Consider the following 12,949-nt stretch of genomic DNA (forward strand, 5'->3'; position numbering starts at 1 on the left):
GGAGGAGCCCGTGTTCCGACCCCTGCGTCCGATCCGCCCCGTCCGGGTCGTCCGACCGGTGGGCGCCCCGCTGGTCCGCGGCCTGGTGGTCGGCGGCGCCGCCTACGCCGCCGGCCGCAGCGCGGCCCGCTCGGCCCAGAACGAGCAGGACCAGAACGCCGCCATCGCCGACCTCCAGGCCCAGCAGGCCGCCGGCGCCCAGCCCGCGTACCAGGCCCAGCCCGCCTACCAGCCGCCCCCGGCACCTCCGGCGCCCGCCCAGCCGGACGTCGCGACCAAGCTCGCCGACCTCGGGCAGATGGTCCAGCAGGGCCTGCTCACCCCGGAGGAGTTCGCCGCCGCCAAGGCCAAGCTGCTGGCCGGCTGAGCCGGGCCGGCCCTTCGGGCCGCGCACCGAGGGCACGTCCTGCGGCGCGCGGCCCGATCTCCTTCCCCCGTCCCGTCCCGTCCTTCCGCTTCGTGCCCGGCCCTCGTCGTCCCGGCCCTCCCTCCGGGATGATCGGTGGCATGCCGACCCTCGTGCCGCCCACCGTTCCCGCCGGATCGCTCGCCGCCCGTCCGCAGCCCGAACTCGACGGCGGCGACGGCCTGTTCCTCCGGCCCTGGCAGCCCGGCGACGCGCCGGCGGTGCTGACGGCCTACCAGGACCCGGAGATCCAGCGCTGGCACGTGCGCCGGGCCGACTCCCTCGCCGAGGCGGAGGGCTGGATCGCCGACTGGCGCGGCGGCTGGGCGACCGAGACCGAGGCGCACTGGGCGGTGGTCGACGCCGGCGGCGGACTGCTCGGCCGGGCGGCGCTCAAGGGCCTGGCCCTCCCCGACGGCACGGCCGAGGTCGCCTACTGGGTCGTCCCGGCGGCCCGGGGCCGGGGCGTCGGCCCGCGCGCGGTGGAGGCGGTGGCCGACTGGGCCTTCGCCACCGCAGGCCTCGCCCGGCTCGAACTCTCCCACGCCGTCGGCAACGCCGCCTCCTGCCGGGTGGCCGTCAAGACCGGCTTCATCTTGGAGGGCACCCGCCGCAGCGCCTGGCCCCAGGCCGACGGCCGCCACGACGCCCACCTGCACGCGCGCCTGCGCACCGACTGACCTCGCCGCCTGTCCGTCCGTCCGTTCTGCGGCCCGCCTCCCGCCCCGGCGCAACCGGCGGGCCCGAGCGGGCGCGGGCGCCCGAGTGCCACCTGACGGGCCGTCGGGCTCCTACTGCTGCCCGATCATCATCAGCTTCTGCGGGTCCCGCACCGGCTCGAACCCGGCCCGGGCGTAGACCTCGTGGGCGTCCAAGGTGGAGAGCAGCAGGCGCTTCAGCCGGTAGGGCGCGAGCAGCTCCACCACCGACTCCGCGATCCAGGTGCCGAGGCCGCGGCCCCGGGCGGGCCGGTCCACGTAGACGTCGCAGAGCCAGCCGAAGGTCGCGTGGTCCGTCACCACCCGGGCGAAGGCCAGCTGTTCGGCGTGCCCCGGGGTGTAGACGCCGAGCACCACCGAGTTCGCGATGCTCCGGACGACGGTCTCGCGGTCACGCCCCAGGGCCCAGAAGGCGTCCGTGGACAGCCAGTGGTGCACCAGGTCGAGGTCGATCCTGGCGGGGTCGGTGTCGAGGACGAGGCCGTCCTCCCGGGTGAGCTGCACGGTGTCTCCCTCGGACGTTCAGGCGGCCAGGCCGACGAGGACCTCGGCGCGCGGCAGCCCGGCCACCGCCGCACCGGGCAGGATCAGCTTGCCGCGCCGCCGCCCGCTGCCGATCAGCACCTGCGGGAGCGCCACCACCGCCTCGTCCACCAGCAGCGGCCACTCCGGCGGCAGCCCGACCACGGTGATCCCGCCGTACTCCATCCCGGTCCGGGCCACGGCCTCCTCCATCGGCGCGAACGACGCCTTCCGGGCCCCGAGGTGCTTGCGCACGACCCCGTTCACGTCCAGGCGCCGGTCCGCCCGGACCAGACAGGCCGCGTACGTCACCTCGCCCCCGCGCTTGGCGGCCACCACCACGCAGTTGGCGGAGAGTTCGAGCGGCACCCGGTAGGCCTCGCAGAAGACCGCCGTGTCCGCCTTCTCCGGGTCGGTGTCCACGTACAGCACCGACTCCGCCGCGTCCCACCCCTTCAAGGCCTCCAGCACCGGCGGGGCCAGCCCCTCCCAGGCCTCGGAGGCGGCCAGGACGGTCCCGAAGTCACCGAAGGGTGCACGCAGTTCGCTCATCCCCCGGACTGTAGCGCAGCCAGTTCCGTCCGCATCCGGCGCCGGACCGAGGCGACGATCGGGGAGTCGGTGAAGGCCTCCGCGACGAGGGCGAGTTGGGAGCTCTCGGTGCGAAGGTCGGGCGCGGTGGCGGGCGGGGTGTGGCCGTCGGTGTCCGGGTACGGGTAGCGCCGCCCGGCGGCCGCCGCCTCGAGTGCCGCCGCCAGCACGGCGGCCTCGACGGTCGCCTCGGTGCGCCGCCGGTCGAGGGCGGCGGCGCGGCAGGCGGCCGAGGCCCAGCCGGGCACCCCGGCGTGCAGGTGCGCGCGGAGCGCCAGCTGCCCGTCGCGGATCTCGATCACCCGTCGGTAGAGGGTGAACTCCGGGTTCCCGGCCGGGCCGCGCAGGCTGCGGGGAGAGGGCGGCTCCAGGGCGATCTCGGGGCGGACGGCGTACAGCGCCGACCAGAGCGGGTCGATCCGGCGGAGCTCGCGCCTGGCCCGCAGCCGGCGCACCCGCGCGGCGATCCGGCCGCCCCAGGCGGTGACCGTCATCCCGCCGATCACCATCACCAGGGTGGCCAGGCCGATGGCGGCCGAGTGCAGGTTGACCCCGCTGGTCTGACGGCCCGTCCGGAACCCCTGGACCAGCGGGAAGAGGCTCATCGCGGACCAGTACAGGCCGCAGGCTCCGGCGACGACGACCAGCCGCAGGCCGGTGCGCAGCAGCCCCGGGCCGAGCCGGCGGGCCGCGCGGTGGACCAGCAGGGTGAACAGCGCGACGCACCAGAGGCTGTGGGCGGTGAAGAGCGCGTTGTAGGCGGTCAGTTCGGCGCGCCCGGCCGCCCCGACGGTGATGTTCCCGGCCACCGGCGTCACCTCGGCGGCCCGGTAGAGGAGGGCGACCGCAGTCATCACCACGACCGAGCACAGGGCCTGACGCCGCATCAGCGGCCGGTCGCGCTCGCCGCCGCGCACCGCGAGGGCCGTCAGCGCCAGGAAGCACTCGGCCGTGAGCTTGAGCTCGGTGCACAGCAGCGGCAGCAGGTAGGCGACCGACGGCTGGGCCGCGATGCCCGGGCTCCGGGAGAACGGCAGCAGGGCCATCGAGAGCCCGAGCGAGGCCGTGAACGCGGCCAGGTAGCGGGCGCCGGGCTGTAGCGGTCCACCGCGCCAGAGCCGGATCCGGTACAGCACCCCGACGATCGCGACCGCCCCGGCCAGCCACTCCACCAGCGAGATCACGGCGCGCCGGCGGGGCGCCGGCCCCGGCCCCGCGGCCAGTCGAAGACGCCGCCGAGCCGGACCGCCTCCTCGCTCTCCTCGCCCGGGCGCGCGGCCCCGGAGCCCGCCCTGCCGCGCAGGCCCGCGGCGCGGTGCAGCACCAGTGAGGCGAACAGTTCGGCCTCCTGCTCCTGCGCGCTGTCGTACGCGCTGCGCCCCAGCACCCGGCGGACCAACTCGCCGGACAGGTGCGGCAGCAGGCCGGCCACGCCCCCGCCGCCGGGCCCCTCGGCCGACGACCGCGCGTCCTGGTGGCCGCAGAGCAGGTGCCCGACCTCGTGCAGCACGATGTGCTGCTGGTGCAGCGGGGTGGTGTCGGTCGGGTAGCCGATGTACTCGGCCCGTTCGGTGCTGATCAGCACCCCGCAGGTGCCGGCCGCCCCGGCGGGCAGCGGTAGGAACTCCACCGGCCGCCCCAGGTGCACGGACAACACCTCGCCGAGGGACGGGAGTTCGAACGGATCGGGGAGGGTCAGCGTCGCCGCGAGCTCCCGACAGCGCCGCCAGAGCCTGCGCCGTTCGCGGTCCTCCATGTCGCCCCCACGCGCTGCCCGAACCCGGGGGACGTCGGTCCGGCGCGCTCCGCACGCGCGCCCGCCCCCGCGCTCCGGAGAGCGCAGACGCGAGCCTACTCGGCGCCCCGGGCTCGCGCCTCACGTCTGGCGATTGCTTCGATCATGTCAGTGATGGTGCCAAGCCCCTCGGGCGAGAGGGTCACGGCCCGGAGCGCGACCTCCTGCACGCCGGCGTCCCGCAGGGCCCCGAGCAGGGCCAGCTCCTCGGCGATCCGATCGCCCTGCTCGTCCTCGAAGAAGTAGGCCGGCGGCACCTGGAAGTACTGTGCCAGCGCCTCCAGGTGACGCTTCGTCGGATTGTCGCGCCGTCCGGTGCGCAGCTGCCAGAGATAGGTGGCGGAGAAGGTCTCCCCGGTCGCCTCCCGGCAGGCCCGCGCCACCTCCTCGTTGCTGTGCGGCTCGCCGTTCGGCCGCCTGACGGTGCGGAAGAGCTGCTCGATCCGCTCCCCGAGGACACCGGGCCCGTCTGCCGTCACTGTGCGCCTCCCCGTCCGGCCGCTCCGGCCTCCCCCCATCGTACCGATGCGTCCCGGCGGGGCCGGAAGGGGCGTGCGAGACTTCCCCGGTGCTGCTGACCTGGATCGCCGAACTGGCCGACGAACCCCTCGCCCTGGAGCCGGCCGACCGGCCGGTGGAGTGGGAGACCAACACCTGGCACCTGAACGCCGAGGTGGAGGACCGCCGCTCCCTCACCGTCGCCGAGGTGGCCGCCGCCTTCGAACGGACCGCCGCCGCCCTCCGGGCCCGGGTCCTCGCCGCCGGGTACACCGGCCCGGCCACCTTCTACGTCTGGCACGACGAGCTCGCCGGACAGCTCCGCTGCTCCACCGGCACGGTCCCCCCGGACGACCTCCCCTTCGGCGGCGCCTACGCCCCCACCACGGACCTCGCCCCCGTCGTCGCACCCTTCCTGGCCGACGGCGACCCGGGCGTCATCACCATCACCGAGGCGGACGGGGGTGACGCGGGCCCCGAGCGCGAACCGGCCCCGTTCCCCGTCTGGGTCAGCGCCGTCGGCTCCTGAGGCCGTCAGGCCCGGGTGGTCGGAGGTGACCCGGGCCTGACGGGGTCTCAGGGGTGGGTCCTAGAAGAAGCCGAGGGCGTCGGGGGAGTAGGAGACCAGGAGGTTCTTGGTCTGCTGGTAGTGCTCCAGGAGCATCTTGTGGGTCTCGCGGCCGATGCCGGAGTTCTTGTAGCCGCCGAAGGCCGCGTGGGCCGGGTAGGCGTGGTAGCAGTTGGTCCAGACCCGGCCGGCCTGGATGGCGCGGCCGGCGCGGTAGGCGGTGGAGCCGTCGCGGGACCAGACGCCGGCGCCGAGGCCGTAGGCGGTGTCGTTGGCGAGGGCGATGCCGTCGTCGAAGTCGTCGAAGCGGGTGACGGCGACGACGGGGCCGAAGATCTCCTCCTGGAAGATCCGCATGGAGTTGTCGCCCTCGAAGACGGTCGGGGTGACGTAGTAGCCGCCCGCCAGGTCGCCGTCCAGCTCGGCCCGCTCACCGCCGGTCAGGAGCTTGGCGCCCTCGGCCTGGCCGATCTCCAGGTAGGCGAGGATCTTGGTGAGCTGTTCGGCGCTGGCCTGGGCGCCGATCTGGGTCTCGGTGTCGAGCGGGTTGCCCTGGCGCATGGCGCGCACCCGCTCCAGGCCGTCGCCGAGGAAGCGGTCGTAGATCGAGGACTGGATCAGGGCCCGGCTGGGGCAGGTGCAGACCTCGCCCTGGTTGAGGGCGAAGAGCGCGAAGCCCTCCAGGGCCTTGTCGTAGAAGGCGTCCTGACGGTCCGCCACGTCGGAGAAGAAGAGGTTGGGGCTCTTGCCGCCGAGCTCCAGGGAGACCGGGATGAGGTTCGGTCCGGCGTACTGGCTGATCAGGCGGCCGGTGGAGGTCTCGCCGGTGAAGGAGATCTTGCGGATCCGCGGGGAGGAGGCCAGCGGCTTGCCCGCCTCCTCGCCGAAGCCGGTGACCACGTTGACCACCCCCGGCGGGAGCAGGTCGGCCACCAGCTCCATCAGCAGCAGGACGGAGGCGGGGGTCTGCTCGGCGGGCTTGAGGACCACCGCGTTGCCGGCCGCGAGCGCCGGGGCGATCTTCCAGATGGCCATCAGGATCGGGAAGTTCCACGGGATGATCTGGCCGACCACGCCCAGCGGCTCGTGGAAGTGGTAGGCGACGGTGTCCTCGTCGATCTGGGACAGGCCGCCCTCCTGGGCGCGCAGGGCGCCGGCGAAGTAGCGCAGGTGGTCGACGGCGAGCGGCAGGTCGGCGGCCAGGGTCTCGCGGACCGGCTTGCCGTTCTCCCAGCTCTCCGCGACGGCGAGGCGTTCGAGGTTGGCCTCGATCCGGTCGGCGACCCGGAGCAGCACCTGGGCGCGCTCGGCGGGCGAGGTGCGGCCCCAGGCGGGGGCGGCGGCGTGGGCGGCGTCGAGGGCGGCCTCGACGTCCTCGGCGGTGCCCCGGGCCACCTCGCAGAAGGTCCGGCCGGTGACGGGGGTGGGGTTCTCGAAGTAGCCGCCGCGCACCGGCGGCGTGAAGGAGCCGCCGATCCAGTGCTCGTAGCGGGGGCGGAACTCGACGATGCTGCCGGGCTGGCCGGGGGGCTGGTAGACCGTCATGGGCGGTATCTCTCCTCGCTGCTGAGGGTGGAGCTGCGGGACGACCACGTACGCGCACCGGTGCAGGGGTCACCGGCCGGACACGCACGGTAGCGACCCCAGGGCGAGACCCTAGCCCCGAAGGGCTCGGGCCGCCATGGTGCGTCGTGCAGCTCGGAGAGGAGGGGAAACGGGGGAGGGGGCGGGGGACGGAAGGGGAGGCGGTGACCTGGTGGGACGTCAGCCCGATACGTACCGACCGGTCCGGAGCTCCCAGCGGAGATAGCCGGCGGTCCATGCGCCGAGTCCGTCGGCGTACCGGTGCGCGGCATGACGATCGGCTACCGTCAGCCGCAACAGGCGGTAGACTTCGGGCAGTTCGTTCATCAGCTCGCCGACCTTGTCGGCCATCAGCTGGGCCTCCGCCATGACCACGGAGGCGGCTTCCTCGGGAGAGCAGTCGCGCTCGCGCTGCACGATCATCACCAGGTTGGCCACGTCGCCACGGGCCAACTCCTGGGCGTAGGAGCGGACATCATTGGTGAGGGAGGGTATGTCGGCCGCCAGCTGGCGGAGTTGGCGGAGCACGGGATGGTGCAGCACGGCCTGCGGCACCTCGAAGCGCCCCAGCCGCTCGATCATGTCGAAGATGGTCTCCATCGCGGCGGTGCCCCGACGGAGCATCAGGTAGCTTTCCCGGTCCGGTGGTCGGCTGGCTATTCGCCCGGCGGCCTCGGCGGGGTGGGAGGCGAAGTAGGACTCCCAGTTGTACGCGGCCCTGGCTCTCCAGCGGGGCGACATGCCCTCGATGCTGCGGCGCCACAGGTCGGAGAAGGCGCGTTCGGCGGGGGTGCTGCCGACCGGTCTGGGGCTGTGCATGAGGGCGGTGAGCCGCTCGCAGATCTCGGCGACCTCTTCGGGGCGTCGTCCCAGCGCGTCGTCGAACTGGTCGTCGAAGAGGAAGTAGAAGCCCATCAGGTCAGCGGCCAACCCGAGGTCCTCGGCCGAGCTCTCCGGGTAGGTCAGCGCCGCCAGTTCCGGTACGTCCCACCTCTCGTAGCTCAACTGGCCGGTGGAGGCGGCCAGTTCACGGTGGCGGTGCAGCCACTCGGCGTGGTGCCGGGCGGCCTGTGCTTGGTGGGGGCTGCGTCGGTGGGGGAAGGGGAGCTCAACTGAGCTGTCGTCGGACATCGGACTCCAGGCGCTCGGTACTGTGCGTAGTTCTGGCGCTCTCCACGGCTCTGTGTGTGTCAGCCTTTGCGCCGTATGCGTCTTAATGATCAACGGCGCCCGTTCCGGGCGAAGATTATCCGATCTGATCATCAGACGGCAGGGGTACCAAGGCATTTGCCCTCGGTGTCCGGCCTGAATCCTGAACGTGGGCTCCGGCCTGCGCGAACGCGCGCCACGGGGGCGGCCACGGTATTACGCTCACCACCAGGACCAAGGGACGGGTGCGAAGCGGAGGCTGGCAGTGGTCGATCAGCAGGGCGGGCCGAGGGACGGTCACGGGCACGGCGGTCACGCCCGCCTGCACGAGCGGGAGGAGGAACTCCACACCGCCGAGCAGGCGTTGGACCGCCTCTGCGAGGACTTCGAGGCCGGTGGCACCGAGATCGGCGAGCTGCTCGTCTACGCCTCCCCGGCCGGCGTCGGCAAGACCGCCGTGATGGACCAGATCCGCCGGCTGGCCAAGCTCCGCAAGACCTGCACCGTGCTCTCCGGCCGGGGTGGCGAACGGCAGACCAAGGAGCCGTTCCACGTCCTCAAGCAGCTGCTGCTGCCGGTGCTCGGCGGACTCTCCGAGTCCGAGCGGTCCGAGGTCTTCGGCGGCTGGTACTCCATCGTGGGCCCGGCGATCGGCCTGCTCCCGCCCTCCGGCGAGGTCGAGCAGATGGACCCCCAGGGCGTCCGCGACGGGCTCGACTACGTGCTCACCCAGCTGGCGCCCAGGCGCGCCCCGCTGGTGATGATGGTGGACGACCTGCACTGGGCCGACCAGGAGTCGCTCACCTGGCTGGCCTCCTTCGCCGCCCGGGCCCGGCTGCTGCCGGTCCTGCTGGTCTTCGCCTACCGCAACGAGTTCGAGGAGAGCCGCGAGCTCCAGCAGCAGATCGAGGGCCAGGCCACCCGCCGGCACGCGCTGCGCCCGCTCAACCCGACCTCGGTCGGCCAGCTGGTCCGGGCCGAACTCGGCCCGGAGACCGAGGACCTGTTCTGCCACGAGGTCTGGGCCGTCACCAAGGGGAACCCGTACGACGTCGCCGTCCTGCTGCGCGAGGTCCGTGACCAGCAGCTCGACCCCTTCGAGGAGAACGTCAAGCAGCTGCGCGACCTGGCCGCCGCGGCCAAGGGCATGACGCTGCAGTACTGGCTGGACAAGCTCGGTAGCAACGTCCTGCGGTTCGCCTGGGCCTGCGCCCTGCTCGGCACCGACATCAAGCAGGACCTGGCCGCCACCATCTGCGCGCAGAGCCCGGCCGAGGCCGAGGAGTCCGTCCGCCAGCTGCGCCGCCAGCACGTGCTGACCACCGGCCCCACCGGCCGGCTCGACTTCGTCCACCCGGTGATCGGCACCTCGATCTACCAGACCATGCCGCCCAGCACCCGGACCGGCATGCACGGCATGGCCGCCACCGCCATCGAGCACTCCGGCGGCTCGCTCCTGGACGCCTCCCGCCACCTGCTGGAGACCCACCCCGAGGGCGACGACGGCATGGTGGCCAAGCTCCGCCAAGCCGCCACCGAGCACCTGGCGATCGGTGCGCCCGAGGCCGCGCTGCGCTGTCTCCAGCGCGCGCTGTACGAGCCGCCGGAGGAGGACGTCCGGGCCGAGGTGCTCTACGAGGCGGGCTGCGCCGCCCTCCTGACGGACCCCCTGACCACCGTCCACCAGCTCCGCCAGGCCCTCGCGCTGGAGCCCGGCCTCAGCGCCGAGCTGCGGGTCGACGCCACCTTCCGGCTCTCCGAGGTGCTGGCGCACGCCGGACAGCTGGTCGAGGCCGCCGAGGTCTGCCGGGCCGAGGCGGAGCACACCGCGCCCGGCCCCGGGCGGATGCGGCTGGAGGCGCTGCACTTCATGTGGATCGCCTGGCAGCGCGACGAGGACGACGGCCCGGCGCGCTCGCGCCGGCTGGCCGAGCTGGGCCGCACGGTCAGCGGCCGCGGCGACTCCGACCGGGCCGTCCACACCATGCGGGCCTGGGACCTGACGCTGCGCGGCGAGCCCGCGGGCCGCGCGCTCGACCTGGTCGGCCAGGCGATGGACGGCCACCGCCTGCCCGAGGGCCTCGGCTGGCGCAACAACACCTGGGGCTTCGAGTTCCCCGCCATCCTCGGCCTGACCTACACGTACACCGACCAACTCGCGACCGCCGAGCGGCTGTTCGCCGACGCCATCACCGAGTACGAGGTGGCCGGCTGGAGCGGTGGGCACCGAGGGTTCTCCTACTTCCTGATGGGCCTGGTCCGGTTCCGCCGCGGACTCCTCGCCGAGGCCGAGGACTTCCTCCGTCGCGGCCTGCGGCTCTCCGAGCGGATCGCCCCGGACATCCCGCTCCAGTGGGACACCGTCGGCGTGCTGGCCGACACCCTGCTGGCCCGCGGCCGGGTCGACGAGGCCTGGGAGCTGGCCCGCAAGTACCGCTTCGCACCGCCGTACCACCCCACCGCCATGGTGCTGCCCGACGCGCCGACCCTCTACGGCAAGCTGCTGCTCGCCAGGGGCGACCGCCACGGAGCGGCCCAGGTCTTCCGCACCGTCGGCGAGCAGCTGGACCGCCGGGGCTGGCACAACACCGTCTGGGCCCCGTGGACCGGCCACCTCGCCAAGGCCATCTCCCCCGAACGCCCCGACGAGGCGCGGGAGCTGGCCGCGGAGGCGGTCTCCCGGGCGGAGAAGTTCGGCACCGCCTCGGCGCGGGGCGCGGCCCTGCGGATGCAGGCCTCGGTCTGGGACGGCCAGTTCGCGGTCGACCGGCTGGAGGAGTCCGTCAACCTGCTCACCCAGTCCCCGGTCAGCTACGAACTCGCCTGCTCCCTGGTCGAACTCGGCGGCGCCCTGATCCGCACCGGCCGGCTGCACGACGCCGCCGAGTACTGCTACCAGGGCATCGAACTGGCCCAGAACTGCGGCGCGGACGGGCTGGTCGCCCAGGCCCGCCGCGAACTCGCCCGCGCGGGCCTGCGGCCCAACCGGCTGCGGACCCTCAGCAAGGACTCCCTCAGCCAGAACGAGCGCAGCGTCGCCGAGCTCGCCGCCAAAGGAGTACCTCCCCAGCGGATCGCCGAGCAGCTCAACGTGGCGCTGAGCATGGTCCACCGCCGCCTGGCGGCCGTCCACCGGAAGATCGGCACCGGCCCCGAGGGCCTCGCCGAGGCCCTGGGACTGGACCGCCCCAAGGATTAGCGGTAGCGCCCCGCAGGGGCGCGAGGAACTGCGCGCGGGGGAACGGCAGCACCTGCAGCTGGCTGACGGCGGTTCAGTTGCCGGTGAGCCGCCTCCCGATTCGCGCAGTTCCTCGCGCCCCTGGTGTAACCACGTACGTCCTCGCACCCAAGGTACGATCCAACAAGGTCGCACAGGTTCGAACACGCGAAGGGGTCCTGTCCAGATGCCGCAGACCGAGGTAAGCCGCGCGCCGTTCGACCGCACCGCCGCCGGCGCCGCCATCGAGCGCTGGACCCTGCGCAGCGGCCCGGTCGAGGCCACGGTCCTCTCCCTCGGGGCGACGCTGCACGGCCTCACCGCCCCCGACCGCGACGGCCGGAGCGCCCAGGTGCTCCTCGCCTCCGACGAGCTCGCCGCCGTGCTCGGCCCGGCGCGCCACTACGGGGCGACCGTCGGCCGGTACGCCAACCGGATCGCCGACAGCCGGATCACCGTCGACGGCGAGGACCACCCGCTCGCCCCGACCGGCAACGGCGTGACCCTGCACGGCGGCCCCGACGGCTTCGCCCACCGCCTCTGGCAGGCCACCGAACTGCCGGGCGCCGGAGTCCGCCTGACGCTGCACAGCCGGGACGGCGACCAGGGCTTCCCCGGTGCGCTGGACGTCACCGTGGACTACCTGCTGGACGGCGCCGACCTCACCATCGCCTACCACGCCGTCACCACCCGCCCCACGGTGGTCAACCTGACCAACCACGCCTACTTCAACCTCGCGGGCGAGGGCTCCGGCGACGTCCTCGGCCACCTGCTCACCCTGGAGGCCGACCACTACACCCCGGTGGACGCGCGGCAGATCCCGCTCGGCCCGTACGAGGCGGTGGCCGGCACGCCCTTCGACTTCACCACGGCCCGCCCGATCGGGAAGGCGATCGGCGAGGCGGGCGGCTACGACCACAACTGGGTGCTGCGCGGCTACGACGGCGGCACCGCTCCGTCCCGCGCGGCCCTCCTGGAGGACCCGATCAGCGGCCGCACCCTGGAGGTGCTCACCACCGAGCCGGGCATCCAGGTCTACACGGCCAACGGCTTCGACGGCGCCGTCACCGGCCCGAGCGGGGTGCCCTACGGCCGCTACTCCGGCGTCGCCCTGGAGACCCAGCACCACCCGGACTCGCCGCACCAGCCCTCGTACCCGAGCACCGTGCTGCGCCCGGGCGAGGAGTTCCGCTCCGTCACGGTCTTCCGCCTCGGCACCTCCTGACGGCCGCTCACCGGAGGACGGCACCTTTGGCCGGCAGGAGCGGTACATCCGATTCGCCGTATATTGACCGGATGGACGGCAGCACGGAGAGCAGCGGCGAGGTGCACCGGGCGCTGGCCGCGCCGGCCCGCCGCGCGCTGCTGGCGGAGCTGACGGCGGCCGGCGAGCCGCTGGAGGCACGGCAGCTGGCCGAGGCGGTCGGCCTCCACCTGACCACCGTCCGGCAGCACCTGACCGCCCTGGTGCGGGCCGGGCTGGTCGCCGTGCACACCGAACCGGCGGTCGGCCGGGGCCGTCCGAAGCTGCGCTACACCGCCGCCCCGGAGCGCGAACAGCTGGACGCCTACCGCGAGTTGGTGGACATCCTGGCCCAGGGGTACGGCCGGCTCACCCCGTCGCAGGCGGGCCGGGAGTGGGGAGCCGCCGAGCCGCCCCCGGACGCCCCGCTGGCCGACCGGGTGATGGCGGCCGCCGAGCGCTGGGGCTTCGAGCCCGAACTGGACGACCGCCGGGTCCTCCTCCACGGCTGCCCGTTCGCCCCCAACGCCACCCGCCACCCCGAGGTGGTCTGCGCCGTGCACCAGGGCCTGCTCGACGCCCTGGCACCCGGCATCACCCTGCGCCCCTTCTCCGCCCCGGGCCTCTGCACCATCGAGCTGCCCGGGGCGCGGTGAC

General features: G+C 73.8%; 13 protein-coding genes. 6 read left to right on the forward strand and 7 right to left on the reverse strand.

The features are described from left to right. Positions 1 to 10: 10 nt before the first annotated feature. Both ACWCYY_RS32160 and ACWCYY_RS32165 read left to right on the forward strand, forming a co-directional pair. A complete protein-coding gene (locus tag ACWCYY_RS32160) occupies positions 11 to 367 on the forward strand; it encodes an SHOCT domain-containing protein (protein WP_449798036.1) in 357 nt (118 codons plus the stop codon). Between the two features lie 140 nt (positions 368 to 507). Then, complete coding sequence (locus ACWCYY_RS32165) at positions 508 to 1,086, forward strand: GNAT family N-acetyltransferase (protein WP_380149874.1); 579 nt, start codon at positions 508 to 510, stop codon at positions 1,084 to 1,086. A 111-nt stretch (positions 1,087 to 1,197) separates the two neighbouring features. Here ACWCYY_RS32165 and ACWCYY_RS32170 read toward each other — a convergent pair whose 3' ends face one another. The 5 genes from ACWCYY_RS32170 to ACWCYY_RS32190 form a co-directional block, all read right to left on the reverse strand. Further along, positions 1,198 to 1,629, reverse strand: coding sequence for a GNAT family N-acetyltransferase (locus ACWCYY_RS32170; RefSeq protein ID WP_449798037.1), 432 nt, complete (start codon positions 1,627 to 1,629; stop codon positions 1,198 to 1,200). A gap of 18 nt (positions 1,630 to 1,647) precedes the next feature. Beyond that, complete coding sequence (locus ACWCYY_RS32175; protein WP_380149875.1) at positions 1,648 to 2,199, reverse strand: YbaK/EbsC family protein; 552 nt, start codon at positions 2,197 to 2,199, stop codon at positions 1,648 to 1,650. Next, entirely contained in the window at positions 2,196 to 3,422 is a 1,227-nt protein-coding gene (locus ACWCYY_RS32180; RefSeq protein ID WP_449798038.1) for an MAB_1171c family putative transporter, read from the reverse strand. Before ACWCYY_RS32180 ends, ACWCYY_RS32175 begins: the two co-directional genes overlap by 4 nt. Beyond that, a complete protein-coding gene (locus ACWCYY_RS32185; protein ID WP_449798039.1) occupies positions 3,419 to 3,994 on the reverse strand; it encodes a ParH-like protein in 576 nt (191 codons plus the stop codon). The genes ACWCYY_RS32180 and ACWCYY_RS32185 overlap by 4 nt, the downstream gene beginning before the upstream one ends. A 95-nt stretch (positions 3,995 to 4,089) precedes the next feature. Next, positions 4,090 to 4,512, reverse strand: a complete 423-nt coding sequence (locus ACWCYY_RS32190; protein WP_345280690.1) for a helix-turn-helix domain-containing protein — start codon at positions 4,510 to 4,512, stop codon at positions 4,090 to 4,092. An 89-nt stretch (positions 4,513 to 4,601) separates the two neighbouring features. Here ACWCYY_RS32190 and ACWCYY_RS32195 point away from each other — a divergent pair, with 89 nt between their 5' ends. Further along, complete coding sequence (locus ACWCYY_RS32195) at positions 4,602 to 5,060, forward strand: hypothetical protein (protein ID WP_449798040.1); 459 nt, start codon at positions 4,602 to 4,604, stop codon at positions 5,058 to 5,060. Positions 5,061 to 5,120: 60 nt separating this feature from the next. Here ACWCYY_RS32195 and exaC read toward each other — a convergent pair whose 3' ends face one another. Both exaC and ACWCYY_RS32205 read right to left on the reverse strand, forming a co-directional pair. Further along, positions 5,121 to 6,644, reverse strand: a complete 1,524-nt coding sequence (exaC, locus tag ACWCYY_RS32200; protein ID WP_449798041.1) for an acetaldehyde dehydrogenase ExaC — start codon at positions 6,642 to 6,644, stop codon at positions 5,121 to 5,123. A 219-nt stretch (positions 6,645 to 6,863) separates the two neighbouring features. Further along, a complete protein-coding gene (locus ACWCYY_RS32205; protein WP_345289161.1) occupies positions 6,864 to 7,814 on the reverse strand; it encodes a terpene synthase family protein in 951 nt (316 codons plus the stop codon). 283 nt (positions 7,815 to 8,097) lie between these two features. Between ACWCYY_RS32205 and ACWCYY_RS32210 the strand changes: the two genes are divergently transcribed. From ACWCYY_RS32210 to ACWCYY_RS32220, 3 genes are all read left to right on the forward strand, one after another. After that, a complete protein-coding gene (locus ACWCYY_RS32210) occupies positions 8,098 to 11,031 on the forward strand; it encodes a helix-turn-helix transcriptional regulator (protein ID WP_449798042.1) in 2,934 nt (977 codons plus the stop codon). Between the two features lie 205 nt (positions 11,032 to 11,236). Next, positions 11,237 to 12,274 carry an aldose epimerase family protein gene (locus ACWCYY_RS32215; protein WP_345289159.1) on the forward strand — a complete coding sequence of 346 codons (1,038 nt, stop codon included), beginning with the start codon at positions 11,237 to 11,239 and terminating at the stop codon, positions 12,272 to 12,274. Between the two features lie 71 nt (positions 12,275 to 12,345). Then, positions 12,346 to 12,948, forward strand: coding sequence for a helix-turn-helix transcriptional regulator (locus ACWCYY_RS32220; protein WP_345289158.1), 603 nt, complete (start codon positions 12,346 to 12,348; stop codon positions 12,946 to 12,948). Position 12,949: the final 1 nt, after the last annotated feature.

The sequence above is a fragment of the Kitasatospora sp. NPDC001664 genome (assembly GCF_053596675.1).

Bases quoted from the DNA above. Each gene is read 5' to 3' on its own strand.
- ACWCYY_RS32185 (WP_449798039.1), bottom strand. From the start codon at position 3,994: ATGGAGGACCGCGAACGGCGCAGGCTCTGGCGGCGCTGTCGGGAGCTC.
- exaC (WP_449798041.1), bottom strand. From the start codon at position 6,644: ATGACGGTCTACCAGCCCCCCGGCCAGCCCGGCAGCATCGTCGAGTTC.
- ACWCYY_RS32220 (WP_345289158.1), top strand. From the start codon at position 12,346: ATGGACGGCAGCACGGAGAGCAGCGGCGAGGTGCACCGGGCGCTGGCC.
- ACWCYY_RS32165 (WP_380149874.1), top strand. From the start codon at position 508: ATGCCGACCCTCGTGCCGCCCACCGTTCCCGCCGGATCGCTCGCCGCC.
- ACWCYY_RS32175 (WP_380149875.1), bottom strand. From the start codon at position 2,199: ATGAGCGAACTGCGTGCACCCTTCGGTGACTTCGGGACCGTCCTGGCC.
- ACWCYY_RS32205 (WP_345289161.1), bottom strand. From the start codon at position 7,814: ATGTCCGACGACAGCTCAGTTGAGCTCCCCTTCCCCCACCGACGCAGC.
- ACWCYY_RS32215 (WP_345289159.1), top strand. From the start codon at position 11,237: ATGCCGCAGACCGAGGTAAGCCGCGCGCCGTTCGACCGCACCGCCGCC.